The organism is Dethiosulfovibrio russensis, from assembly GCF_021568855.1.
Classification (GTDB): domain Bacteria; phylum Synergistota; class Synergistia; order Synergistales; family Dethiosulfovibrionaceae; genus Dethiosulfovibrio; species Dethiosulfovibrio russensis.
In genome coordinates this window covers 59,677-85,123 of the sequence record NZ_JAKGUG010000001.1, presented here as the reverse complement: position 1 = coordinate 85,123, position 25,447 = coordinate 59,677, and the positions used below count along the sequence as shown (strand labels likewise).

Annotated in this window: 28 protein-coding genes; 3 read left to right on the top strand and 25 right to left on the bottom strand. The window is 55.3% G+C overall.

Annotated features, from left to right (window positions below):
* Positions 1 to 72: 72 nt before the first annotated feature.
* Genes cobS through L2W48_RS00435 form a run of 7 tightly spaced genes read right to left on the bottom strand, consistent with a single transcriptional unit; the run spans position 73 to position 6,307 of the window.
* Positions 73 to 807, bottom strand: coding sequence for an adenosylcobinamide-GDP ribazoletransferase (gene cobS / locus L2W48_RS00465; RefSeq protein WP_236097621.1), 735 nt, complete (start codon positions 805 to 807; stop codon positions 73 to 75).
* On the bottom strand, positions 804 to 1,385 hold the full coding sequence (cobU, locus tag L2W48_RS00460) for a bifunctional adenosylcobinamide kinase/adenosylcobinamide-phosphate guanylyltransferase (protein ID WP_236097620.1): 582 nt from the start codon (positions 1,383 to 1,385) through the stop codon (positions 804 to 806). Before cobU ends, cobS begins: the two co-directional genes overlap by 4 nt.
* Positions 1,386 to 1,387: 2 nt before the next feature.
* A complete protein-coding gene (locus tag L2W48_RS00455) occupies positions 1,388 to 2,503 on the bottom strand; it encodes a pyridoxal phosphate-dependent aminotransferase (RefSeq protein ID WP_236097619.1) in 1,116 nt (371 codons plus the stop codon).
* Positions 2,500 to 3,411: an adenosylcobinamide-phosphate synthase CbiB gene (gene cbiB, locus L2W48_RS00450; protein WP_236097618.1), complete on the bottom strand. Its 912-nt coding sequence runs from the start codon at positions 3,409 to 3,411 to the stop codon at positions 2,500 to 2,502. The genes L2W48_RS00455 and cbiB overlap by 4 nt, the downstream gene beginning before the upstream one ends.
* Positions 3,408 to 4,265, bottom strand: coding sequence for a GHMP family kinase ATP-binding protein (locus tag L2W48_RS00445; protein WP_236097617.1), 858 nt, complete (start codon positions 4,263 to 4,265; stop codon positions 3,408 to 3,410). Before L2W48_RS00445 ends, cbiB begins: the two co-directional genes overlap by 4 nt.
* Positions 4,262 to 5,746 carry a cobyric acid synthase gene (locus L2W48_RS00440; RefSeq protein WP_236097616.1) on the bottom strand — a complete coding sequence of 495 codons (1,485 nt, stop codon included), beginning with the start codon at positions 5,744 to 5,746 and terminating at the stop codon, positions 4,262 to 4,264. The genes L2W48_RS00445 and L2W48_RS00440 overlap by 4 nt, the downstream gene beginning before the upstream one ends.
* A 24-nt stretch (positions 5,747 to 5,770) precedes the next feature.
* Positions 5,771 to 6,307 (bottom strand): hypothetical protein, encoded by a 537-nt coding sequence (locus L2W48_RS00435; protein ID WP_236097615.1) that lies wholly within the window; start codon positions 6,305 to 6,307, stop codon positions 5,771 to 5,773.
* Positions 6,308 to 6,474: 167 nt separating this feature from the next.
* On the opposite strand from L2W48_RS00435, the gene otsB reads away from it, so the two are divergent.
* From otsB to L2W48_RS00420, 3 genes are read left to right on the top strand one after another with little or no spacing between them, the layout of a single operon-like run.
* Positions 6,475 to 7,197, top strand: coding sequence for a trehalose-phosphatase (gene otsB / locus L2W48_RS00430; protein ID WP_236097614.1), 723 nt, complete (start codon positions 6,475 to 6,477; stop codon positions 7,195 to 7,197).
* 6 nt (positions 7,198 to 7,203) lie between these two features.
* On the top strand, positions 7,204 to 8,700 hold the full coding sequence (locus tag L2W48_RS00425) for an alpha,alpha-trehalose-phosphate synthase (UDP-forming) (protein WP_236097613.1): 1,497 nt from the start codon (positions 7,204 to 7,206) through the stop codon (positions 8,698 to 8,700).
* A 24-nt stretch (positions 8,701 to 8,724) separates the two neighbouring features.
* Positions 8,725 to 9,945, top strand: a complete 1,221-nt coding sequence (locus L2W48_RS00420; RefSeq protein WP_236097612.1) for a glycosyltransferase — start codon at positions 8,725 to 8,727, stop codon at positions 9,943 to 9,945.
* Positions 9,946 to 10,017: 72 nt separating this feature from the next.
* On the opposite strand, the gene L2W48_RS00415 is transcribed toward L2W48_RS00420, so the two are convergent.
* The 18 genes from L2W48_RS00415 to pduB all read right to left on the bottom strand — a co-directional run bounded on the left by L2W48_RS00415 (position 10,018) and on the right by pduB (position 25,417).
* Positions 10,018 to 11,121, bottom strand: a complete 1,104-nt coding sequence (locus L2W48_RS00415) for a glycerol dehydrogenase (protein WP_236097611.1) — start codon at positions 11,119 to 11,121, stop codon at positions 10,018 to 10,020.
* A gap of 131 nt (positions 11,122 to 11,252) precedes the next feature.
* Positions 11,253 to 11,810 (bottom strand): BMC domain-containing protein, encoded by a 558-nt coding sequence (locus L2W48_RS00410; RefSeq protein WP_236097610.1) that lies wholly within the window; start codon positions 11,808 to 11,810, stop codon positions 11,253 to 11,255.
* Positions 11,810 to 13,135 carry a 4Fe-4S dicluster domain-containing protein gene (locus L2W48_RS00405; protein ID WP_236097609.1) on the bottom strand — a complete coding sequence of 442 codons (1,326 nt, stop codon included), beginning with the start codon at positions 13,133 to 13,135 and terminating at the stop codon, positions 11,810 to 11,812. Before L2W48_RS00405 ends, L2W48_RS00410 begins: the two co-directional genes overlap by 1 nt.
* A gap of 15 nt (positions 13,136 to 13,150) precedes the next feature.
* On the bottom strand, positions 13,151 to 14,557 hold the full coding sequence (locus L2W48_RS00400; RefSeq protein WP_236097608.1) for an aldehyde dehydrogenase family protein: 1,407 nt from the start codon (positions 14,555 to 14,557) through the stop codon (positions 13,151 to 13,153).
* The gene (locus L2W48_RS00395; protein ID WP_236097607.1) at positions 14,554 to 15,522 is read right to left on the bottom strand and encodes a cob(I)yrinic acid a,c-diamide adenosyltransferase; all 969 of its coding nucleotides are present in this window, start codon (positions 15,520 to 15,522) and stop codon (positions 14,554 to 14,556) included. The genes L2W48_RS00400 and L2W48_RS00395 overlap by 4 nt, the downstream gene beginning before the upstream one ends.
* 4 nt (positions 15,523 to 15,526) lie before the next feature.
* Positions 15,527 to 15,829 (bottom strand): EutN/CcmL family microcompartment protein, encoded by a 303-nt coding sequence (locus L2W48_RS00390; RefSeq protein ID WP_236097606.1) that lies wholly within the window; start codon positions 15,827 to 15,829, stop codon positions 15,527 to 15,529.
* Entirely contained in the window at positions 15,826 to 16,128 is a 303-nt protein-coding gene (locus tag L2W48_RS00385; RefSeq protein WP_236114894.1) for a hypothetical protein, read from the bottom strand. The genes L2W48_RS00390 and L2W48_RS00385 overlap by 4 nt, the downstream gene beginning before the upstream one ends.
* The gene (locus L2W48_RS00380) at positions 16,122 to 16,766 is read right to left on the bottom strand and encodes a hypothetical protein (protein ID WP_236097604.1); all 645 of its coding nucleotides are present in this window, start codon (positions 16,764 to 16,766) and stop codon (positions 16,122 to 16,124) included. The genes L2W48_RS00385 and L2W48_RS00380 overlap by 7 nt, the downstream gene beginning before the upstream one ends.
* The gene (gene eutJ / locus L2W48_RS00375) at positions 16,753 to 17,604 is read right to left on the bottom strand and encodes an ethanolamine utilization protein EutJ (protein ID WP_236097603.1); all 852 of its coding nucleotides are present in this window, start codon (positions 17,602 to 17,604) and stop codon (positions 16,753 to 16,755) included. The genes L2W48_RS00380 and eutJ overlap by 14 nt, the downstream gene beginning before the upstream one ends.
* On the bottom strand, positions 17,601 to 18,254 hold the full coding sequence (locus L2W48_RS00370; RefSeq protein WP_236097602.1) for a PduL/EutD family phosphate acyltransferase: 654 nt from the start codon (positions 18,252 to 18,254) through the stop codon (positions 17,601 to 17,603). Before L2W48_RS00370 ends, eutJ begins: the two co-directional genes overlap by 4 nt.
* Before the next feature lie 13 nt (positions 18,255 to 18,267).
* Entirely contained in the window at positions 18,268 to 18,573 is a 306-nt protein-coding gene (locus L2W48_RS00365; RefSeq protein WP_236097601.1) for a BMC domain-containing protein, read from the bottom strand.
* A gap of 23 nt (positions 18,574 to 18,596) precedes the next feature.
* Entirely contained in the window at positions 18,597 to 19,355 is a 759-nt protein-coding gene (locus tag L2W48_RS13065) for a BMC domain-containing protein (RefSeq protein ID WP_329604256.1), read from the bottom strand.
* Positions 19,352 to 19,822, bottom strand: a complete 471-nt coding sequence (locus tag L2W48_RS00355) for a glycerol dehydratase reactivase beta/small subunit family protein (protein ID WP_236097600.1) — start codon at positions 19,820 to 19,822, stop codon at positions 19,352 to 19,354. The genes L2W48_RS13065 and L2W48_RS00355 overlap by 4 nt, the downstream gene beginning before the upstream one ends.
* Positions 19,819 to 21,648: a diol dehydratase reactivase subunit alpha gene (locus L2W48_RS00350; RefSeq protein WP_236097599.1), complete on the bottom strand. Its 1,830-nt coding sequence runs from the start codon at positions 21,646 to 21,648 to the stop codon at positions 19,819 to 19,821. Before L2W48_RS00350 ends, L2W48_RS00355 begins: the two co-directional genes overlap by 4 nt.
* A 9-nt stretch (positions 21,649 to 21,657) precedes the next feature.
* A complete protein-coding gene (locus L2W48_RS00345) occupies positions 21,658 to 22,203 on the bottom strand; it encodes a diol dehydratase small subunit (protein ID WP_236097598.1) in 546 nt (181 codons plus the stop codon).
* Between the two features lie 6 nt (positions 22,204 to 22,209).
* Positions 22,210 to 22,881 carry a propanediol/glycerol family dehydratase medium subunit gene (locus L2W48_RS00340; protein ID WP_236097597.1) on the bottom strand — a complete coding sequence of 224 codons (672 nt, stop codon included), beginning with the start codon at positions 22,879 to 22,881 and terminating at the stop codon, positions 22,210 to 22,212.
* Between the two features lie 13 nt (positions 22,882 to 22,894).
* The gene (locus L2W48_RS00335) at positions 22,895 to 24,565 is read right to left on the bottom strand and encodes a propanediol/glycerol family dehydratase large subunit (protein ID WP_236097596.1); all 1,671 of its coding nucleotides are present in this window, start codon (positions 24,563 to 24,565) and stop codon (positions 22,895 to 22,897) included.
* 30 nt (positions 24,566 to 24,595) lie between these two features.
* Complete coding sequence (gene pduB / locus L2W48_RS00330; protein WP_236097595.1) at positions 24,596 to 25,417, bottom strand: propanediol utilization microcompartment protein PduB; 822 nt, start codon at positions 25,415 to 25,417, stop codon at positions 24,596 to 24,598.
* Between the last annotated feature and the right edge of the window lie 30 nt (positions 25,418 to 25,447).

The window sequence follows — 25,447 nt, the reverse complement described above, 5'->3', positions numbered from 1 at the left end:
GAACGGTACGCCCGAGGTAGGACGAATCTCTTAAAGACAACTATATCCGAGACGATATTTTCCGATTATAACCTAAAGAGACGCCACGGCAGTACCGGACATCAGGACGAAAAGCTCCACGACCTCGCAGATACAGCCGTAGCTGTCTCCCGTTAGGCCCCCGAGAAAGGAGGAAATCCTATGTCCCACGGACCACATCGTCAATCCCGCACCACCCATGACGGCCAGCCCCATCCATCCCGTGATGGCGACAACCGGGACGAGAGCCAAAGACGAGGCAAACATCATCTCGGTAACCCCACAATAGGACTTGAAACGGCGTCCCAAACCGTTTTTACGGGCGGTAGAGAAACCTGCGACGGCCAGAACCATGGACCACCTGGATAGGACGGGAGCCACGAAGATCCATTCTGATAGCTCGGGCCCCATAGACGACAGAACGGCCAGCTTCAACGTAAGGAGACAGAATATCGCCACGGCACCGAAGGTTCCTATCCGACTGTCCTTCATGATCTCCAGTGCCCTCTCTTTAGTGACTCCGCCGCCTAGTCCGTCGAACGTATCGGCCAGGCCGTCCAGATGCAGCCCTCTGGTCAAGGCGGCCCACACCGCCAGGGTGGAGGCTCCTGCCACATAGGCACCCCATACGGATGAGGAGATACGGAAAACACACAATAGGATCAAGCCTATAACGGCGCCTACCAGAGGGAACCATCTCGTAGCGTGACCCAGATCCTCCTCAGTCATAGGCCTTTTCAACGAAACCGGGATGCATGTCAGAAAAGACAGGGCCAACAGAAACCTCATGACGTAGCCTCCTTGATGATCTGGGGGATACCGGCGGTTATAAGATAGACGCTATCGGCTTCCTTTGCGATCCTCTGATTAGCCCATCCCGCAATATCCCGGAAGATTCTCCCCAGAGGATAGGGAGGCACCAACCCCTGCCCCACCTCGTTCGAGACCAGAACGGCGGAAATATCCCGTCGTCTAAATACCTCCAACATACGGTCCACCTCTCCCAGCACGAACTGCTCTACCGACCTCTCGTCCTCCATAGAGAGACCGTCCCATTCTGTTCTACGAGAAAACATGAGGTTGGTAACCATCATTGTAACGCAGTCCAAAAGGACTATACTTTTCGAAGGAATTTCCTCAAGCGTTCCCACCACGTCGTTTTGGGCCTCCAAGGTCTTCCATCTATCCGGACGATCCGCCCTGTGACGGGCGACCCGACGAGCCATCTCATCGTCCTCTATCCCGGCGGTGGCTACATAAAAGACGGAAGTTCGAAGACAATGTCTTTCCTGGTCGGATATCAAGCTCTGGGCAAATCCGCTTTTACCGCTTCTAGCTCCTCCCAACACCAAAACTATATTTCCCATGTTCAGCTAAAAGCCTCCTCTCCGAGCAAAAAAGACGATATTTCCTTTAGAAGCAGATCGTCCATATCGACGTTTTTTATACCTATCCTGAAATAATTTTTCAGCCCGAAGGAACCGCAGTCCCTGAGCTGTATCCTCTTGTTCCACAGATACGTTTTGAGTTCGGACCAACGACGATGACGACAGAGCAGGAAGTTGCCCTCTCCGAAGATCACCGTTACGCCAATCCGTTTCAGACCGTCGGATAGCCTCTTCTTCTCTATTCTCAAAAGCTCCCACTGTCGTTCGTAATGCTCCCGGTTCTGCAGAAGAGCCACCCCCACAGCCTGGGCCTGGGCCCCCACGCTCCAGTCAGGCTGGACCTTCTCCATTGCCGATATGGAATCCGAGGAACCCAGGACATACCCCAGCCTGATGCCAGGTAAACCGTAGTCCTTAGTCATGGATCTCAGTATGAGGAGCCTGCCTGTGTCGAGAAGATCCTCCAAATCAGGAGGATCCTCCATGAAATTGCGATAGGCTTCGTCTAGGACTACCATGGTCGGACCGACCTTACATATATCCAGGATGGACTCGATCTGCGACCTTGAAAGGGCGTATCCCGTTGGGTTATTGGGAGAACAGATCCATAGCACCTCAGGAGGTTCAATTCGGATTCTGTCGTGAAGCGAACGGCTAAAACCAGAGGAATCGCCTGTCATAAAATCTCCGAAATCCCATAGGTAAACCGAGGCTCCCAGAGCGGAAGCCGCCTGAATATATTCGCCGTAGACCGGAACCACGACAGAGGTATTCCTGCCGGATCTCAAATATGCCATAGACACCAGCCATATCGCTTGGGAGGCTCCGTTGGTGACCAAAACCCTGGAACTGTCCACCCCGTGAAGATCGGATAGTCTTTCCCTCAACTCCCAGGCGGACCTGTCGGGATAGATATCCAACTCAGCGGAACGAGACGCCTTCAAAACATCCTCGTGAGGTGGCAGGGGATTGATCGAGACGCTGAAATCCAGGATATCATCGACACCCAACCCCATGGAGTCCAGCTTTCCACGGTTTATTCCGCCGTGAACCACCGGCCCCAATCCGTCGAGATCCGATACCGGTCTAGGGATCATAACGCACCTGCACATATCCACATAAAAAATAAGGCTAGAGCCAGACCTTGAGCTACCATGAGAATGGACATCGCCTCTCTAAGGTCCTTCGACACGGGCCTTCTTCCTGAAAGATTCAAACGATACACCCCTCTTTTATCCAAGACGACCGACAGAACTCCTGCCATGGCGGCCATAGGCCAACCGGCGTTAGGGCTACTGGTCCTACCGTGATCCCTTAAGGCCGAGATCGCGCCGCCCCTCCAGTTGGCTCCTACGATAGCGGCCCCAGCCAAAATCAGGAGAGAAGCCAGCCTGGAGGGAATCCAGTTCAAAAGGTCGTCCAGTCTAGCGGCGAACTTGCCCCCCGACTCGAAATCCCCTCCACGGTATCCCAACATCGAGTCGCAGGTATTTACGAAACGATATACTAAAGCCCCGGGAAGCCCGAAAAGAGCGAAGAAAAAGAGAGGGGCAACCAGGCCGTCGCCGAAGTTTTCCGCCAGCGATTCGATCGCGGCCCCTGCTACCTCGGAGGAAGAAAGTTTAGAGGTATCTCTGCTAACCAGATGATATCCCAGAAGGCGTCTGCCCCGGCTTAAATCGCCGGATTTCAGGGCCCGGTCGATAGATCCTCCCGCCTCCAGCAAACCACTAAGGGAGAAAGTCCCCTTCAGAAACCAGACGGAAATAGGCAAGGAAAACACGAGAGACAGACTATACACAGCCGACACCACAACCATGACCAAAGAAATACCGGACAAGACTATGAGACACCCATAAGGGAACAGACATCTTCCAGGTCTCTTTCTCCAGAGGAAATCGACGAAAGATCCCATCCAGCATACCGGATGAACGGCGTTTGAAGGCTCCCCCAGAGAAACATCCCACAGAACGGCCACGGCCAGCGATATGAGATCGAAGATCATCTAGCTACCCCCAACACATGAACTCCTCCGGGGACCATTTTGGCAAGCCGAGGAGTCCCAACCCCGTCGGGCCAGGGCAAATCAGCCCAAAGGGGATCCGCATCCGGAGGATACAGCACACCACAGATGGACCCGCTGTGGGCGACGGTCACACCTAAAGCTCCGTCGGACAAAGCCACGTCTATAAGCTCCTCCAGGCAGGGCTTGAACAAAACATCCTGATTCGCTCTGGCACTGGCGGTAACGGATCTGCCCAAAGCGATCCAGTCCTCTTTTATCAATGCACCTATCAGATCGTGAAGTATCCCATCGTAGTCGACTCCCTCTAAGGGATGGACCCGTCGGTTGAACTCCACCGTATCCACCTCTTCCTCCGGATCGAAGAGAACCACCTTCAAAGGGGGGACCTCCGAGATAACCGTATAATTCGATAATGAACGATGATCCAACAACACCAGTTCAGACCAGGCGATTCCATCGGAGGGTTCAATCGCCACGGCCATCTCAGTGACTTCCTCGGGAGATACGATCCTATCGATGCAGACAGCAAGACCGTACAGTGCCGATATCATGTCGGCGGTGCTACTGGCATATCCTCTGGATACCGGCAGTCTTCTAAAACTACGGACAGACACATCCAGATGTCGACATCGCCAAAGGTTTGAGGCCAGCCCAAGGACATCCCCGGTCTTATCCATTCCCTCCGGGACTGATATCTCGCCCGTTCCAGGGTTAACCTCCACCTCCATATAGGTGGTTCTGTCTATAGGACACGATATCAAACTGCAGATTCCTCCGGGCCATCCCTGATAGAGTTCTCCGCAGGTTCCGGGACAGGATACCAGAGCCCTCATAGCCCCACTATGCGCCTGAGTTCGCCCATATCCATGTGCTCTTCCATATGGTCGGCTAGACGATCAAAAGCCCTGTTCCTGTGCTGTTCAAGAGAAATCCCCTGGCCGGACTCCCTCCAACCGATTGATCTAAGCCACGATCGTCTGAAATCTGGCAAATCGAACACCCCGTGAAGATAGGTGCCCCAATGGAGCCCTTCGGGATCCGATGCACCGTCAAGGTCGCCGTTCTCCAGGAGAAACAGCCCGTCCTTCATAGGCGAATCGGTCCGTCCCATATGTATCTCGTATCCTTCCACATCGATCCCCTGAACTTCTCCAAAAAAACCCAGCTTCCCCTGGACCGTCCCTTTGGTCCGAACCGTCCTCTTTTCAGCCTTAAAGGACGTCACCGAGTCGAGAAGCCCCATGCCCCTTACACGTTCATCGGAGCTCTCCACTCGGTCTCCATCCAAAATGGTCCTTCCCATCATCTGAAAACCTCCGCATATCCCGACGACCGGCACGCCAGATCCCGCCAAGGCCAGGATCTCCGCCTCCAGACCGTTTTCCCTCATCCAAAGCAGATCGGACACGGTGCTCTTGCTACCCGGTAGTATTATCCCGTCAGGCCTACCCATATCGCAGGGGGAATCCACCAAGCGAACTCCGACATCGGGCTCCATGGCCAAAGCGTCCAGATCGTCGTAGTTGGAGGTCCTGGGATACCTTATTGCCACCAAGTCCAAGCTTCCTCGGGAAAGCCTGTCGTGCTCCTCCAGAAAAACAGAGTCCTCTTGAGCTACCCCGAGGTCGTTAAGATAGGGGATAACTCCTAAAGTAGGTTTCCCCGTCAGGTTCAGGAGCATGTCCAGACCTGATCCGACCAAGGAAAGATCGCCTCTGAATTTGTTTATGATAAATCCTCGGACCAGATCTCTCTCCTCTTCCTCAAGCAGTGCCAAAGTGCCGTAGAGGGAGGCGAAAACCCCTCCTCTGTCGATATCCCCCACGAGAAGAACCGGAGAGCCTAGATGTCTGGCCACCCTCATGTTGACTATGTCGTTGGCCTTGAGGTTGATCTCAGCCGGACTGCCAGCGCCCTCGATCACTATAAGATCGTGTCGTTCGCCAAGACGATCCAAAGAGTCGGTAACGGAACGCCAAAGCTCCACCTTTCTCGAGTGATAGTCCATGGCGGACAATGTCACCATCGGCCGTCCCATCACCACCACCTGAGACCTGGAATTGCCCTCCGGTTTTAGCAACACCGGGTTCATATCCACCGAGGGCTCCATTCCGGCAGCTCTGGCCTGGTCTACCTGGGCCCGCCCCATCTCTCCTCCCTCCATGGTCACGTAGGAATTCAAAGCCATATTCTGGGCCTTGAAGGGGACCACCGAATACCCCATCCTGTAAAAAATTCTACACAGCCCGGTGGCGAGAACGCTTTTACCTACATCGGAGGAGGTTCCCTGCAACATCAGGGTCTTGGCTTTCATAAAATCACCTCTGAAAGTAAAGTTTCACCTTTGTCCTTTTGTGGAGACATACTCATCCACTATTTTACCGTCGTGAATCAACCGGGCCCGATGGATCTGTCTACGGCTGGAAAGCCAGCGAAACCTCTCTCTGGCTTCGGTCTCGTCGCAAGAGTCCCGTCCCACCGCTCCCCACCATCTCTCGCCGCTGGGGTAGCTTCTCCACTCGGCCAACAACGGTTCCTGATAACAGACGGACCAACGATAATCCCCCCAGAGACCGGGAATACGGTATCTCTGACGACCTCTCCCGGGGACGACCAGAAGAACGCTGAGCTCGTCCTGAAAACGGGTCGCAGATCCGGAGAAAGGCAGTCCTTCGTGAACATCGTTGAATGAAAAACTATCGCCGTCTCTCCTGATGCCCATAGAGAGACACCAGCCTCTCATCCTCTCCAGAAGCCCCTCCAGGGAAAGACGGCCAGGCAGGGAGCCGAGCTCCTCCGCCGCCTTTACCCTATCCATAACGTAGTCTCCCCTTTTGTCTCGACGACACAGTCTGTGAAGTCCCGATAGATCCATGATCTCACCTCACGAGTTGCATATGAATTGCATAAAATCCCAAAACGATATATAATTAAACACGTTTCGACCTTCACCCTTATAGGCAATACACATGAGATTGTACATGAAAGGAAGGATGCCAACTGAAAAAAAGCCCCGACCATCTCGAAAACTTCTACTTATCCATGGATATAACCCGAAATTGCCTGGTGATGACCGATTACGACGGCACTCTAGCCCCTTTCGTATCCGACAGAGACAAGGCAGAACCCTGGCCGGGAGTGGTGGAGACTCTGGAGGCCCTTGCCTGTCCGGTAGTCGTAATCACCGGAAGGGACCCCGAAGAGGTGAAGAAACTCCTCTCCATACAACGTCCTATAGATATATACGGAGAGCACGGATCCGTCCATCTCTCATCAAACGGAGAGAGACGGACCTTGATATCCCCGGACTCGAAAACCCTGAACACACTGGAGAGATTGACTAAGGGGCTACCAGCGAAAGCCGTGGAGAAAAAAACCACGGCCATCGCCATCCACCTGCGAAATATCGACGAAAAATCGCGGGATAAAGCCATGGAAGTGGTTTCCCTGTGGAGAAAGGCTCTCCCCATCGATAGCTGGATCATAGACCGTTTCGACGGAGGCTTCGAAGCCAAGCAGAGAGGTAAGGATAAGGGAAACGCTGTGTCATCGATACTGAACAAATTTCCACACAGACCGGCGTGCTACTTGGGAGACGATAAAACCGACGAGGACGCTTTTCGCTCCCTGTCGGGGAGAGGACTTTCCATACTGGTCTCCGACAGAGAGAAAGACACAGAAGCGGCTATCCGACTCCATCCGCCGGAGGAAGTCCTGGCCTTTTTCAAGACTCTGGAGAAAAAGCTCAAAGGTTACAGGAGGTGACCTGTAATGGATATAGAGGGAAAAAATCGCCGATTGGTAGTAGTCTCCAACAGACTCCCGGTAAAGCTCAACCACTCCAAGGGAGTCTGGGAGGGCAAACCCGGTTCGGGAGGATTGGTTACCGCTCTGAGCCCGTTGCTGAGGCATCGTGGAGGGCTCTGGGTCGGATGGCCCGGAAACAGGGAACCGGCCCCTCTGGGAGCTATACGAAACCTTCTAGGCCCCCTATCCGAGGAATGGGGATTCCGTCTCACCCCGGTGATACTGTCCGAGAAAGACGTAGACAGCCACTATTACGGGTTTTCCAACGCCATATTATGGCCGCTGTTCCATGGGCTACAGAGTAGATGCTGCTTCGAGAACAGATTCTACCGATCCTTCATATCGGTAAACGATAAATTCGCCAAGGTCCTCGCCAAACACACCGCGCCTAACGACTTCATCTGGATCCACGACTATCAACTGATACCCCTCGGAGACAGACTATCCCGACTGGGACTTAACCGATCGACAGGATTTTTCCTCCACATACCCTTTCCCTCGCCGGATATATTCTTCAAACTTCCCTGGAGAGAGGAAATCCTCTCTGCCATGATGTCCTACAGATTGATAGGGTTCCAGACTCCCAGAGATAGAAGGCACTTCTCCGAATGTCTACGCCAGCTGGATCGCAGCACCAAACAGAGAGGACACGGTCGAATAGTGGAGCTCCACTCCATGGGTAAAAGAGTCCTGACAGGAGCCCTCCCGATCGGGATAGACTTCAGGGAGTTCTCCGATATGTCGAAAGGCCCCGAGTCAGTAGAGAGGATGGGACACCTCAAGAAAGAACTTGGGAACCGTTTTCTGTTTCTGGGGGTGGACAGACTCGACTACACCAAAGGTCTACCCAACAAACTCAGGGCTTTCGAGTTGATGTTGCGCAGGACCCCTTCCCTCAGGGAAAAAGTCGTTCTGTATCAGATAGTGATACCCAGCAGAGAGGAGATCTCCGAGTATAAAGAGCTCAAGACCGAGATAGAACTTCTGGTCAGCCGGATAAACGGAGAGTTCGCTACTCTCGACTGGACTCCCGTCGTATACCGCTATCGTCCTATGGAGAGAAACGACCTTGTCTCCCTCTACTCCGCCTCCGACGCCATCGTAGTGACCTCCGTCCAGGACGGCATGAACCTGGTGTGCAAGGAGTATTGCGCCTCCCACTGGGACAACCGGGGAACCGTGATCCTCAGCGAATTCGCAGGAGCCGCAAGACAGTTCAAGGACGGCGCCCTCTTGATAAATCCCTACAGTGACGAGCAGACCGCCGATGCCATGGAAAGGGCCTTTTCCATGGACGAAAACGAAAAGAGACACAGGATGTCCAAGCTCAGAAGGATCGTCAAGAGGCAGGACATATTCTGGTGGACCGATAAATTCCTAAAGGCATCCTACGGCACGGGGTTAAAAGACTGGCCCTACAGGGAACTTCCCTCTATCACCGGAATCCAGCAACGAAATTGACACAAAGCCGAGGAGGCAAAAAAAATGAAAATATATCCTAATTTACCATCCATAGAGGACTACGAACAGTACATCGGATCGGAGGCTACGGAACGTATAGCGGCGAAAGCGGAGAAACTTCGCGGAAGAAAAGTCGTTCACATAAACTCCACATACTATGGAGGAGGAGTGGCGGAGCTGCTGAACGCAATGACCGTCCTGATGAACAACGCCGGGATAGAGACGGGATGGCGAGTTATAGTAGGATCCCCGGACTTCTTCGGGGTAACCAAAAAGATGCATAATGCCCTTCAGGGTGCAGAGATCAACCTAAGCGACAGGAAAGACGAGATCTACGAGTCGGTCGTGGAGCAAAACTCGGTCCGAATGCACCTGGAACACGATTTCGTGGTAGTCCACGACCCTCAACCTCTACCTCTCATACACCATTACAGAAAGAGAGGTCCCTGGATATGGGTCTGCCATGTCGATCTGTCCCACCCCAACGGAGAACTGTGGAGATACCTCAGACCGACCATAGAGAAATACGACGGAGCGGTGGTATCCCTTCCCGAGTATCGACAGGAACTAGACACTCCTCTAAGGTTCATAAAGCCGGCCATAGATCCCTTTTCCATAAAAAACCGGGTTATGACGGAGGAGGAAATCGACGAAAGACTGGACCACTACGGAATACCTAGGGATCTCCCTATAGTGGCACAGGTATCCAGGTTCGATCGATGGAAGGATCCCCAAGGGGTCATAAAAGCCTTCGAGAAAGTACGAAAAGAGGAAGGAGCGACCCTGGTTCTTTTGGGAAATACCGCCACGGACGACCCTGAGGGTATGGAGCTCTACACCTCCCTTCTGGACCATAAAGACGACAGGATAGTCCTGCTGAGCGTCGAGGACACCGCACTAGTCAACGCCGTACAGAGCAAAGCGGCCGTCGTGGTCCAGAAATCCCTGAGGGAGGGATTCGGACTTACCGTCACCGAGGCCATGTGGAAGGGAACTCCCGTGATAGGCGGCAACGTAGGTGGCATAAGACACCAGATAGACGACGGAGTCAACGGCTATCTGGTAGACACGGTCGATCAGGCCTCCGACAGGATAATCAAGCTTCTGAGGGACGAAAAACTCAGAAATTCCATGGGCGAAAAGGGCAAAGAAAAGGTCAGAAAGAACTTCCTCATGACGAGATATCTAGAGGACTACCTGGACCTTTTCCTCTCGTTCCGATGCAAATACACTTTATCCGACTGAGAAGACGGGCAGCGAAAAACGCTGCCCGTCTTCCATATTAGGATATGTGGTCGTACCCCGAGGGGGTTGGGGTCAGGGTTTATCCAGGGCAAGCCAGCTGCGCCCAAGGGCATCGGCGGCTATCATGGCGTTGGCGACATCGGATGCGGTAACCTTGCAGGGTTGGTTGTGTATCGTCTCCCCTTCGGAAGTAGCCATCTCGGCAGCCGCCATTATCTTTTCGGGAGTGGGGTCCTTCAATCCAAGCTGGCCCAGAGTGATCGGGAGCCCTACGGAGGTGCAGAAATCCAGCACATCCTCCAGAATCTCTCTGGGGGAATCCTGAAGGACCAGCTGAGTAAGGGTTCCGAAGGCGACCTTCTCTCCGTGATACATCTGGTGCATCTCCTCTATCGCAGTCATTCCGTTATGGATAGCGTGAGCAGCCGCCAGCCCTCCACTCTCGAACCCCATACCGGAAAGCAGTGTATTGGCCTCGACGATTCGTTCCAAGGCTGGAGTCACGATATCGGCATCGCAAGCCAGCTTAGCCTCGTAGCCATACTCAAGCAACTGATCGTAACAGAGCCTAGCCAGGGCCATGGCCGCCTCCGTAGCGGCTCCTCCGGGCATATTGGAAGCTCTGGTCTTGTAACAGGCCTCGGCCTCGAACCACGTGGCCAGAGCATCTCCCATCCCGGAGACCAAAAGACGGGTCGGAGCCTTAGCCACTATCTCCGTATCGACTATGACCATATCGGGACTGGGTGGAAACTCATAACTCTCGAAGACACCTTCCTCGGAATATACCACGGATAGAGCGCTGCATGGAGCATCGGTAGCCGCTATGGTGGGAACCACAACCACCGGGATCCCCAGCTTGAAAGCGGCCATCTTACCCGTATCGTGGGCCTTGCCGCCTCCCACGCTGACGATGAAATCGGCACCTTTATCCTTGGCTACGGAAGCTACCCTGTCGATTTCCTTGAAACAACACTCTCCACCGAAGGACTCCTTGATGAAAGCCACTCCGTTGGCCTCGAAACTCTCCTTCATGGTCTTCTCGACTGCCCCTAGTCCTCTCTTGCCCCCTATGACCAAAGCCTTCTTTCCAAGCTTTGCCACCTGAGCACCGGACTGCGAGCAAGCGCCGGCTCCCTGGACGTACCTACCGGGAGCGATAAGTATTTTCTGCACTTAAATTACCTCCCCTCGTTATCTTTCGATCAATCTAATTATACAATATACTGTAGCCCGATATCCAGGGCTGTCAGACATCCTATCCTACGAAAGCTACCTCTCTATGGCCTTAACTATCGCCATAAACCTTACCTTATAGCGTCTTTCAACTGCCTGTCAGGGGCGCTTATGACGACCGCATCTACCAAGAGTCCTCTGTCCTCCACAACGGATCTGGCGGATTTCAAGGCGGAACGGACATCGGAAATCTCTCCTGAAAATGACAGAAAAGCCTTGGCTCCCATTCCCTGACCGATCCTTATCTCTATCAAGCTGACCTTGGACGCCTTGGCTGCGGCATCGGCGGCCTCTATCGCCGAAGTGGCGGACATGGTCTCCACCACGCCTAGATCTTTCATCGTATCCAACTCGGTAGAACACATAAGAGCTGGAAATACGGCAGGATGGACGTTCGGTATGGACGTGAAATCGGAAACTGCCTCGCCTCCGATCGACAGCCCCATCTCCAATGAACTCGAGACCGCCCCGACCTGCCCGGCGACTATGACGATAAACTTTCCCGGACATAATGTTCTGGCGGCCAGAAGCTTAACGTCCGCCGATTTGACCATACCGTCAGCTACCGAAAAGCCCTTCGCCACGCTTATCAATTCGATGGCCCCAATGGCACGGAAAACCAACCCCATCACCCCTTCCTGGCTTTTATGACCACCGAGCTATCGCTAACCGATTCCACAGATCCGTTAACCGACGAATGAACCGGCGCCCCTAACGCTCCTTCCGGCACGACGCCGATGGTCTGCCCCTCCGAGACCTCCTGTCCTACCTGGACGATCGGGATACAGGGAGCCCCTATATGCTGCCCCATCGCTATATCCACACGGAGAGGAACGTATTCGCCCATAAAGGGGCAATCTACATCCCATCCGGCAAGTCCTATACGCCTTACCAGCCGCTTGCTCGGTAGTAGTCGATACTGTCTGTTCTCGTCCGGTCCATCCAGGGTTTTGTCGAAGGAGAACTTGACCTTTTTCTCCCTGAAAGAGGCCTTCAGCAATTGATTGATCCTTCTGGGACTCAACTGCATAGGACAGCCATGGAGGCCGCTGCACAGATTGCAATCGGAACAAAGCATAGCCATTTTCAGTATCTCCGGGGTCCTCTGCTCCGGATAAGCCATAGCTCTCATCACCTTGTGAGGTTCCAGCTCGTAACCTATAAGGTGTCTGGAACAAACCATGGTACATTGGGTACATTGACAACAGGCGTACCGAGCCTGACGGACCATGGTCTCCACCGGCATGGTCTCGTAGCGAACCAATGCCGAGTCGGATGGGACGACCAGTATCCCGTTGGACCTCTTGCCCAGAGGGAATTTCGCCGACTTCCTGTAGGTTCCCGTCATAGGTCCCCCGTCCACGTAGACCGGATTCGAGATGGTCTCCCCACCGGCCAGGGCAACAAGCTCCGATGCTATAGTTCCTATCGGAACCGACCAGACCCCGGGATTGGCGACGGCACCTCCGACGGTAACCCAGGTCCTGGTGACAGGAGAGTCTTCCATGGCCCGCCCCAGGTTGTACAAGGTCTCCACGTTGTTGACCACCACTCCGACCTGAAGAGGAAGGCCTCCTTCTGGAACTGTCAATCCAGTGGCCTCCTGAATCATGATTATCTCGTCGCCTGCCGGATAATAATCGTCCATCTCGAAAACATCGGCCCCGGCCAGCCTGAGTTTGTCTATCTGGGAGACATGCTTTCTCTTCACGCAGAAGGTAACCCTTTCGACGCCAAGAATGGATCCGACCTTATGGGCGGTTTCGACGAGAAAAGGCGTTTTTTCGTCGAAGAGGGCCATGTTGTTTCTCAATAGCGGCTCGCATTCCGCTCCGTTTATCAGATACGTATGTACGCCGTCGGCTGAGAGCTTGACATGGGTGGGAAAACCGGCACCTCCGGCTCCCACGACCCCGGCAGCAAAGACCTTATTCAGTAGATCGGGGGCAGTCATTCGAGACACATCCGATCAGACGATCCTGAACGAACCGTGGAGGTTACACCTGCGCAGTCTACAGAACGAAAGGGGGGTGGTCGGTCCCTGACCGGTAGTGGTTGCTATGGTGAATGCAGTGGGACACTCGCCTCCGAACCCCAAGGTAGAGAAGGAAGGACCGTTCTTAGTGAACATGGTGGTCTCCATGACTTTGGCCATAACGCTCATGTGATCGACGTTGGTGCTGTGGATCAGGGCAGAATGCCTGAAACCGTGCTCCGTTTTTATGGCAGCCTCGAGAGCTGCATCGAAATCGGGAACTCTCACCATCCCAAGGACGGGCATCAGCATCTCGACCTGGATTATGGGGTCGTCCAGTTCGCATTCCACGAGGATGAGTCTGACGTTCCCAGGCGCCTTTATGCCGATTTTTTCCAAGATCCACACCGCGTCTTTGCCTACGAACTTTCTGTTGGGATCGGTCCTTTTTTCGTTGAGGGCCACCTCTTTAAGAGCCTCTATCTTCGCAGGATCCTTCAGCTCGAAGGCACCTTCCTCCAGCATCTTTCTCTTAAGCTGATCGGCGACGCAGTTGACCACTATCAGAGCCTTCTCGGATGTACAGGGAAGATTGTTGTCGAAGGAACACCCCGCCACTATATCCTTGGCAGCCTGTTCAACGTGAGCGGTCTCATCCACCACCACCGGAGGGTTCCCAGGACCGGCTCCTATGGCGGGCTTTCCGGAGGAAAGGGCTGCGTTGACGACTCCGGGACCCCCCGTAGCCGATACCAGACGAACCGCATGATGGGACATGAGGGCTCCGACGTTCTCCATACTGATGCGGGATAACACCGTGATTATGCCCTCGGGAGCGCCGTGGGAGATCAAGGAGTCGTGTACTCGCTGAACCATATCGATGCTGCTCTCGGCAGCTCCGGGATGCGGGGCGAACACGACGCTGTTCCCGGCGGAGAGCATACAGATAGTGTTATTTATGACCGAGGCGGTCGGATTGGTGGACGGAGTTATCGAAGCGATCACACCGAATGGAGCGTGCTCCTCCAGCACCAGACCTTCGTCCCCGGTGGTGCAGGAGGTACGGATGAACTCGGGGCCGGGGGTCTTCTCTATGGCGAGACGGTTCTTCATTATCTTGTCCTTCAGGTTCCCCATGCCCGTATCCTTCAAGGCCAGAGACGAAAAAGCCTCCACCTGAGGGAGAAGATCCGCTTTGAGAGAGTCTATGATGAATTTCTTCTTGTCCAGTGAATATTCGAACTGCCACTTTCTCTGCGCCTTCACGGAAATCTCGACGGCATCGTCTACTTTCTCGAAGGCCGGAGAGAATCCGCCGTCATTGACGACATCCTCGGAGGATATCCTTTTCACTACAGCAGAGACGAGTTCATGAAGCATCCTCTCATCCATCGGCTTCATCGAACCTCCTTTTCTTTCCAAAGGGACACCGCAGCCTCCGCTACCTCGATATCCTCTTCCACGGATCCACCGCTGACCCCTACGGCTCCGACGACCTTGCCCTCTTTATCGGTCAAAGGGATACCGCCGCCGAAACAACACAGATCGGGATCGGACTGTAGACCGTAAAGCGGAGCTCCCGGCTGGACCAGATCGTAGACCTCGGATGTGGTTTTACGGAGTCCCAGGGCAGTCTTGGCCTTTTTGCCGCTTAATCCCACGCTCACCGGCAAAACTCCGTCCATCCTATTGAAGACCAAAGGGCCCTTTTCGTCCGAAACGGTGATAGCCATAGGAACCGAAATCTGCGACGCCTTCTCCTCCGCGGCTGACACAAGATCGAGAGCCGTCTTTAGAGAGAGACGACCTTCGCCTTCTTTGCAGGACATCCTTATCAACTCCTTTATTACCTTTCGGGTGATCTCTTCGACCACGGATTCCTCGTCGCATGCCACGGCCAAAGCGAATATGTAATCAGACAGGCGGTTTATCAGCCTGTACGAGTCCTCGTCGATCAGGTGACGACGAAACAGCGGCAGGGCCTCTCTCTCCGCTCTTCTGGTTATGGTGCGGGCCAGATGAAGCGCTGCACCGGAAGGGGACTTTCCCGGCCGGACGAAAGATCTATCGTGAGGCCAAAGGCTCTCGAGTCCGTCTATTTTTTTCTCAAACAGATCGGCCGATGGCGACGGTATGTCCCTATCTCCTCGAGCCACGTAGGCCATCAGGAGGAAAAGGGTGTGTTCCAGCTCCTCCATATCGGATAAGAACCTCCCGGGAGCCATGCTCCTGGCCATTCCTATGGCTGCCTGAGCTTCATCGAGGGTTCCGTTGAGATCTATTCGGGGGTCGTCTTTTTGAACCCTGGTCCCGTCCAATAAGGACGTAGTGCCTCCGTCCCCTCCTCCAGTGTAGAGTCTGCCCATCTACCTAACCGACCTCTCTTGGGTCCACGTCGGCAGAATCGACGATACCGACTATAGCGCCGTCGATAGGGGCATCCGGAACGCCGGAGGATTTAGCGGCAGAGCTGCCGGAACAGACTATTACATCCTCTCCTATGCCAGCACCGACCATATCGACCGCGACCATAAAGTTTTCTCCCTTGACGGAAGGACCTAGATCGCCGTCCCCCTTGGGGGAGAGGAGACGAACTATCAGCAGTTTATGTCCGATAAGTCGATCGTCTTTTCTGGTAGCTACCACGTTGCCTACGACCCTGCCCAATTTCATTTCAGTCGTCCCCCTTCCTTCAGTCCGTCGAGGGACGCACGACACTCGGAGACCCCTCCGATAAGGGCGACGGTCTGTATGTGTTGCGGACAGTTACCCAAAATCTCCACCGCCTCTACTGGGGCCCTCTTGACCCCGTCGTCCACCGCAGCGACGAGCTCTGCGACCTGTCCCTGTAAAAGCAGTACAGCACCCCAGCGAGCCGCCTCTATCCTTTTCTTCTCGCTGGACGGGACCCGTCTTAACATCATCCTCTTGGCCGTATCTGACGGCTTGACTATAAGCTCGTAGCTCAACAACGTCGGCTCACCTCCAGGGTCACGCCTATGGCAGACAGCCTATCCTTGGCCTGATCGGTAAGTTTTACGCCACTCCCCAAATGCAAAACCGCTCCAGGCCTCACCGACGAAGCTATCTCGGACCAGCTGTACCAGCCGGGATCTGACAAGGCGACTCCCTCGTCCCTTTTATCCGTAAGACCGGAGTCTTTCACCGAGTCGGTTCCCCAGCCGACAAGAGAGCATCCCAAAAAAGTCAAATCTGACATGGCCCTCGCCAGCCTCTCTCCCATTGGGCCCTGCCAGGCGCTCCATCCCCTGAGAGAGGAGACGTCCAGCACCACCGGCAGATTTCTTCCCAGACATCCGGCTATGAGCCTCCCACCGGAGGTCTCGGGAAAGGTCACCAACTCCCTCAAAAGAGAGGGGGGAGCTGATAGGACCATTAGGCCGTCGAGGGAATACCCCTCGTTTTCCGGTCTGTCCATTGAATTCAGGTCGTACCAAGGATCGGCAGGACCCGGGCCTCCGTCGACATAATGGACCCAGTCCACAAAGCCACAATCGCCCTCCCAGCGGGATCTGGAATGCCACAGGACCCCTATTCTGGGAATCGACAGCTTCTTCAGTACCATGTCGACCGTTTTATTTAGATCCATAACGGTCCCTCCAAAGAGAACGAGCGATCCCCAGCGGCGTAACCAAAAGACTTTCGGGGGCCATGGATACGGGACGGCCTATTATCGGTTCCATCACGCCCTCCACTCCGACGATGTCGGCTCCCCCCCCTACCAGGACTACCGGAAGTCCGTCCGACTCGGGACATCTCTCCAGTTCGTCCCTGACTATGGTCGCCATCTTCTCGAGTACGGGTTTCAAAAGAGGGGCATATCTGTTCCTGTTTTTTCTCTTTTCCTCTTCTGCCCTGTCGAAATCGACACCCAAGGCTCCAGCCAGAACAAGTGTCATATGGGTACCCCCAGTAGGTTCGTCGGAGGAGAAGATCACTTTTTCATCCCTCACGACGGATATGCCTGTAGTCCCTCCGCCTATGTCGACGATCACACCGTCGGCCATGCCCAACGCCTCTGCCGCGGCGGAGGGCTCCTCGTACAGCCCTCCACACTCAAATCCCAAAGCTTCCACCACGTTGGCACAGACCTTGGCGGTTTTAGGGGATATCCCAGGAGGATAGGCGGCGGCTCCCACCGCAACGGATTCGTCGATGGGGATCCCCCTCGAAAGCCGGTCGAGACAGACCTTCATTCCTCTGATCGCCTCGAGATAATCGACCACGACTCCGTCTCTGACGGAGGCTTTAGAGGGCTCCATAACCGCTCCTATCGGAAAGCCTTCCTCGTCCAAGGCCACCAATACCATGTTGGTGGTCCCCAGATCGAAGCCGAGACAGATATTTCCGGGGTTTTCTCCTTCTGCCGTCCCTTCTCGAAAGACCTGTCCGCAAAGAGAGAGTTCGGGGGTAAGCCAAGAGGTCATGATCCGAGCACCCTGACCATATCGCCGGTGGAAAGACCGCAGGAATTAGCTTCGTCCACATCCACGTGAAACTCTACCTCCATAGAATCGCTGACCCTCACCCAGACGCGGTTGAAAACGATTCCTCTGTCTCCCGGCACCTCCACCGACACTTCCTGCCCATCCTTCAGGGATAGTTCCGCCGCTCTGAGAGGAGTGAGATGCAGATGTCTCCAGGCTATGCCCACCCCTCCTTCGACCGTAATGGAACCGGCGGGGCCAATTAGCGTTACGGGATCACAGGGAAGGTCGGCACCGCTTTTTACCAAGGGGGCCTTTATCCTGAGCCGTCTGGCATCGGACGCAGAGATCTCCACCTGGGTAGCCTTACGGTAGGGGCCAAGGACACGCACCGATTCCAAAACCCCTCCTGAAGTGCCCAGGGTAACCGTCTCCTTGCAGGCGAACTGTCCGGGCTGACGTAGATCCTTTATGGGCGTAAGCTCGTGGCCGGAACCGAAAAGTCTATCGCCGTCCTTCCGAGAAAGATGAACGTGGCGATTGCTGACCCCGGCCACTACGAGAGCCAGATCGTGCTCGACACGCGACTCGGGCAAGCTCTGGAGGATCTCGCTCACTATTTTGTCCACCAGATCTTTCGAAATCGCCATCGCACATCACCGCCTAGTCGTTCGATGCGGAGAGGGTATCTACTCCTCCGACTGGAAGGATCTTCTCCGTATCCATGTGGGGCCTAGGGATAACGTGAGTGGAGACGACCTCTCCGATTCTGCTCGCTGCAGCACATCCGGCATCCACCGCGGCTTTTACCGCTCCTACATCGCCTCGTACCATTACGGTCACCAATCCGGCTCCGCTGAGCCTCTGGCCTATTAGTGCGACGTTGGCTGCCTTGACCATCGCGTCCGCTCCCTCTATAGCTGCTACGAGCCCTCTAGTCTCGATCAATCCCAATGCTTCCTGTCCCATAACGATTCCTCCCGTTTTCAAACTTATCCTTCGACGGGCCCGGAGGCATCGTCGGAGGGTTTCTCCTGGATTTTCTCGCTCTCCGTTTTACGAGGCTTACCGACTTCCGTCTTGGATTTCTTCTCAGAATCAGAATTAGTCTTCATCTCTGGCGATCCCTCGACTTTTTTTATCTCGACCTTCTTTTCTTCCGTTCCATCTTCGATAGAATCGGGTACGTCGGTCTTCGCAGTCCCCTTGTTGGGAGAGGTTTTCCTGCGCCTTCTTCCGCCGGATTTACTCGATTGTTTTTCCTCGGATACTTCTTTGGACGAGCTCGACCTCTTACGGGTACTCGCCTTTCTGCGTCCTTTCGTCCTTCCTTGAGAGACGTTTTCCATGTCCGCCTCCCATCGGTCTTTTTTCCCTATAGAGGGAGTTCCCTCGACCGTCACGACCTTTCCGGTAGTTTCACCGGGAGCCGCCTCAAAGAGCCAGTCCGCCGCCGATTCGGTATCGTCGTTATAGGCCATCACCGGCCCGAACCCGACAGCGGGACGAGGGATCACCTGAGCGGACACCACAGTTCCGAAGGGCTTTACCGCAGCCTTCGCTGCCGATATGGCCGCCTTGACCGCTCCGACGTCTCCAGCGATCTTTACCGTGACCATACCGTCTCCTCTGGAATTCTCTCTGCCGATTAATTTCACATTGGCGCTCTTAAGGGCCCCGTCGGCCGCAGCGATGGCCGCAACGAGACCGACGGTCTCGATAAAACCCATGGCCGTTCTAGGTTCGTTCATCGGTGCATCGCCTCCGTCCTCTTAAGGCTCTTCAATACCTGAGCCACAATGGCTTCAATTCCATCCTCGCCGGATCGGTCCGATTCCTGGTTCGACCTGCATCTCCACTCCGGCAGAGGCTCTTTTTTCACGAATCTAGCCGCGGCCTGCCCAAGCCATCGAAGTAGCAGCGACCTATCGAACTCCTCGAAACTCTCCTCCAGATAAGCTCCCCGCTCTCTGTAGGTGGCGAAGGTCACCGCTATTCCCTGAGAATCCAGCCCCGCTCCTACCTGAAGGGGAGATGACAAACTGCCCTCTTTGGCTAGATCCGAGGCCGATCCTTTTCCGAATATCCAACGGAGGGGTATTCCCTCCTCTTCCGCTCCGGCCGCCACCAGAGAGACGGCAGAATCCTCCGTCTCGGGAGACACGTAAAGGTGGATCGCAGGCCTGTCGTCCTCGTCTATCCTCAAACAGGACGTCATGACGTACCTCCATATGAGAGAACCAGTCCGGTGGCGACGGCGTTTCTCGGACCTTCCGAACCTCGAACGTTACCTCTACCTGAGACCACTCCATATCGGGCCAGGGCATCGGTTATCATGGTGGGGATCTCGAAATCCTTGGCCGATCCACCCACCAGGACCACGTGATCTATCATCCTTACGTTCCCGGCGGGAGCCACATGCTCCAACGCCCTCAAGGCATTGGTCACGAAGACCTCTTTCTTGGCCTTTCTCCTGGCCATCCGCACCTTTTCCATGGAGACTCTGAGAGGAATGGGCTGTAGGATATCGTCCGATATAGCCAGAGCGACTCTCCCGAAAAGGTCAGGAGCAAGAGGTCTATCGAAAAAGCGGACCGTGCCGTCCTCCTGCCTGACGTGATAGGCGCTTTCCACCTTACACAGCGGATATCTCTTTATCGACTCGGCCAGCTCGGGATCTTCGATCCCCAACTCGCTGCATATGACGGTGTTGACCATGTTTCCCGCGCCTGCCAGATGGATCAGCTCGACCGATCCGTCGTACTTCATGAAAGAGGCGTCGGAACTGCCGGCTCCGAGATCGAGGATGGCGATAGGGCGATCGGTTCCGGGGGTCGTCAAGGCGCCTCTGATAGCCATGTCGGCCTCGACCCCGCCTATCTCGACCTTTATCCCTATGTCCTCCGATACGGCCTCTGCGACCGCCTGCATCGGAAGCTTGGCGGTCTTAACCATGACAGCCAGGGCCACCCCGTTCTCCTGAGAAAACTCTCCGGCCAGACCTCCTACGACCTTTTGAGGGACCATGGTATCGACGGCCAGGAGGTCCTGTATGTGGATCTCCGCTATCGACAGCCCGGTCAATTTCGCCATGGTGGTACGGACCCTCTCCATCATCCCTCCGACGTTGGTGCCGGGCTGACCGAAGATATCCGTAATAGGGTGACAGATCGAGAGGAGGTTCATTATGGCCTCAGCCCCGGCCTCGACGTCCACGTTTTTTCTGCCGTTAGGCGAGTCTATGGATATCTCTCCGGCAGGGATCGACCTCTCCTTCACCTCTCCCATGGGGGTCCTTATGACCACCGCGGATCGATTTCCCACCAAGGCTCTGGTCACAGGGACTATCTGTTTGGTCTCTTCGGGAGACAAACCGAAGATGGTGGCCACATCGTAGGGGTTGGCAAGCACCTCTATTACCCTCCCGGGACCGGCTACCTCCACGCAACTGTCCATACCGAGAGGGATCTTGTCTATCGCAGAGACCTCGTCCACTATAGGGAGAGGCTGGCTCAGCCTGTTGGATATCAGGACCCCGTCGTCGTTCTGACATATCAGAGCTTTTACATCCAAGCCTTTATCTACGGCCTCGTTTACGGTCTCCGATGCGGCCTCGAAATCGACCGAGCCCGGGATGACTACGACTACCGATTCACCGCTAGCTCGGTTCCTCAGGTCATCGTAGGCCACAGTCACCCCTACGCCTATTCCGAGACCTCCAGGAGTCGAGGGGTTATGACCTATCATGGTGGACTCGGTGATGACCGTCTCCGTGACCGTCTCCATGGCGACATCCCCTATGACCGGAGCCGCCTCGTTCAGCCGAATCAGGTCCACCTTGCCGAAATCCCCTCTATCCCAACCAACGGCTTCAATGGCCTTCTCCAGGGCCAATCTTATGCCTCTCAGGTTCTGGACCGTTCCCTTGAGTCCCGTAGTCGGATGCAGAGCGGAGGCTAAGAAGGTCTTACCGTCCCCCGAAACCTCCGCCAAGGCGACCTCGGTCGTGGAGTTCCCTATATCGATGCCAGCGACGATCGCCATGATCTACCTCTATTCGGTAGGCAGATCGCCTTTGAGAAGCTTTCTGCGTTCGTATACGTCGGCGGTCTCCCGAAGAAGCTCGGCACAGACCATGGCACCGTAGTTCTTCTCCAGCTCGTCGGCTATTCCCAAAAGATCGGACTTCGTGGATCTATGGGGTCTCATAGCGTTGTATATTTCCAACACCCTGGCATCTGGAACCTTGGTTAGCTCCGCGGCCCTGCGAAGATTGACGGCTATCTGATGGCATCCATCGTCCTCGGCTATCTGAGCCTGATATTCCAAGGCATCGGGGGTTATTTTGAAGTCCTCGAAGGCCACATTTCCACTCTCTATATTGGACAGGGTAAGCTCGTCGAACCCCTTGCCTCTGGGCCCGACCAAGAGCTCCGGCCTTTTAACCGCCAGAGGGTAATCGTCCTTGGACAGTGCCTTCCGGTCTTTTACGGAAGTTTCCTGAGGCGGATTAGACGCCCCGTCTTCCTGGCTTCCTCCACTCTGTAGGACCTGACGGACCATCTCGGCTATAAGCTTCTCGTTGATCTCCACTGTCATCCCTCCCTACCTGAACCGGACCTGAAGCTCCATGGGGGACTTGGAGCGATCCAGTGCCTTGACTTCCTTGTTGTGCAGCAACGCGGCTATTCCCTGGAATTTAGGCCTGGCCATAGGATCGTTTTTAGTGGCCACCGGCACCGGCTGCTCTCCCTTGGCATACATACCGGCGTTTCTGCCTATGGCTCTGAAGGTCTCCAGATCCAATAGGGGAGACTGAGGGAATAGCTCCAGGTTGTTGAGAGGGGCCAGGTCTCTCTGATGTATGACGGTCGTACCTCTGGATATGATCCCTATACCGACTCCCGACCCGGAGAGTTTCGCCGCCTGATGGGCGATGAACGCAACGTCCGCCGTGTGATAGACCCTGACGAGTCTCCAGGAAAGGCCCTGCTCCTCTATCCCGGCAAAGACCTGACGGAGCACGTCTGCCAGGGAGACATCCACGATGGTGGCGTCGAATTCGGTTCCGAATGCGGGAGGTATGGCCACTACAACCTCTCTGGCATCTGTGCCACGGGTAGCCCTCTCTTTTTCGGTCATCTCCATGGAGATTCCGGCCTTTACGGCGGGAGCGGATGGTCTTGCCGTGACGGAGGCAGACCCTACGTTCTCCGAGGCAGCGACCTCCTGCAGGACCTCGGCTATGACTTTACGGACCAGTTCTTCGTTTATCATTCCAAGTCCCTCCTTAAACGTCCTCGGCCCTTATGGCCCAAGGCACGTTCTTAAGCTGGTTCCAACGCTCCTCCGACATGGAATATCCCGTGCCGGGTCCCTGGTAGGAGTTCGGGTCGTTTACGGCACTCCAGACGCCGCCTTCCTTATCGACCCAGGCCGATGTCTGGAGATAATCTCCTGAGACGTGTTGTTTCATCATCCTGACCAAAGCCTCGGCTTCCTCTCGGAATCCTTTCTTGGAAAGGGCCTTTATGATGTCGATACCGTTGATCATCTCGGTCATGACCCTCTCGGCTGCCTTGAGGTCTTCGGGGATGTTTCTGGGGGGCATGTCCGAACTGGAGTGACCGTAGGTGGCCGCCTCAATCTCCTCGTCCGAGATCGCAGGGAATCCCAGCTCGTCGTAAACCGCCTGAAGGGCTCTGGCCGCCTTGTTACGGCAGGCCACGACCTCATCCTCCGCGACGGGGATGAGTCCTCCATCGACACGGAAGTCTCTCTGAAGGGTAAGATAGTCGTCGACGTCCTCTATGTCCCAATTGGAGCCGGCGAACATGTTGTCCTTGTTGGGAACGCCCGAATACCCGGAGAAGATGAAATCCGCACCGGAGAACATCTGAGGAATTGTCCTAGCGGTACGACGCATGTCCGAATGGGAGAAGGTCTGGTCGTTTCCGGAAGCGACCTCAAGACCGTATATCATGGTTATGAGGTTCTCTCCCGCTACGGCCCTAAGACCGCTGGGGACGGCTCCGGGAACTCCGATACAGGAGATCGATCCGTTCTGAAGTCCCTGAACGCCGGCACCCTTGGTGACCATGATGCACCGGGCCTCCAGATAAAGCATGCTCCGTCCCTCTGCCGCACCCATCTGAACCTCGCTACCGGTCCCGCTGGTGAATCGCATCTTTATTCCTCGACTGGCGTAGGCGGAGGCCAGGAAGGCCTTGGACCAGGGGGTGTCGTCTCCGTCCACGAAGACACTCTCCGTACCGTAGACCGAGACGGTCTCGGCATAGCTGGTCAGTCCCTGCATTCCGATCTGGAGCTCGAAGGCCTCTTCCAGAGCGTCCTGTGTTAGAACGCCGGGACGTCCTGTCTGAGATCCGACCAGAAGTGAAATGGCGTTGAGAGCCGCATAGCGTGCTACCGCCACTGTGGTCTCCTCCTCCATGAACCCTCTCAGGGCTCCCTCCGCCGCGTCGGCACAGAGCATGATGGGGTTGTCCGTGGCGCTGGTGATATGGGCCTGGTTGCCCGGAGTCTGACGAGCCCTCATCTTCTGCATTGCCATCATTATCTCGACGATGTTCATCTGACCGATAACGTCGGCCATCTTAGCAGGGGTAAGGCCGGAGAAAAGCCTGCGGACCTCCTTGGCAGGGACCGATATATCCACCAACATCCTGGCCAGTTCCAGAGAGGACTTGGACATGGCCTCCTGGGCGACGGACCGATCTATACAATAATCCGCCACGAACTGCTCTATCATGTCGAATTCCTTACGGGGACGTCCGTCCATTTCGACTATCAGACCGTCCCTTACCACCACCGAGGGCTTGGGGTCGTTGGGACTGTCCATGGCTATGAGGCCGACGTCTACCCACTCTCCGATGAATCCGTCCTGATGAACCGGGCGGTTCTCCAGGATCTCGAATCTTTTGCTTCTTTTATCTGCCATCGCTGTCACCTCCGTAGCTAAAGACCGACATTAAATGTAGGGAGTGGTGTCGGTCGCAGGTGCCTCTCCGAAAGCCCCGAGAAGTTTCTGTCCCATCTCTCTGGCAGCTATGATCGCCTGACGGACGGCACCGGAGTCCCCGGTGAATGCGATGATGCACTCGTTGGTCCAGCAGGTGCCCTGTCCGGGAGAACTGTAGGCCAGAAGCTCTACCTCGGCAGCCTTGAGAGCGGTGTCGCTCATCACGAAGCCGATTCCGGCAGGAGCTCCGACTATGAGGCCGAAGGCCCTTCCGACAGGGGCTCCGAACGCCTTGTTGAGAGCGTCGCTGGCCCTGGCGGTATACTGAAACTCGAGGTGACCGGCCGCACATCCATAGACGTCGCCGAAAGTGCGATCCAGGTCTTTCAGGGCGACCTCGACGGCCCTACGGGCGTCCGATACGTCCTCCGCCCCGAAAAGGATCAGGCATCCGTGTCCGGCCCCTCCCTCGGTGTCCCTGCATAGTTCGAGAGCGACGATCTCGGTGTTGGTGGCCTTTACGGCCTCGTCGGCCGCCATTATCTGAGGTCCGGCCCCGATGCGATCGGAGATGATTCCGATGGATCTATACTTGGGATCGATACCTAGCTTTTCATGAAGGGAGCTCTCGACATTTGCGATAACCAGACCGATGGTGTGTCCTCTGGCAAGACCGACGAACTCGGTGACCCCCACGGAGGGAGAGCAGAACGAACCGCAACTCTCCTCGACTACCTTGCTCTCCTGAGCGGGAGCGGCGGCAGGAGCGGCACCCTCTCCAAGCCTTTTCATAACCTCGTCCATAACCTTCTTCATTACGTCCTGTTCCATCCCTTTGCTCCTCCTATCAGTCAGTTATCG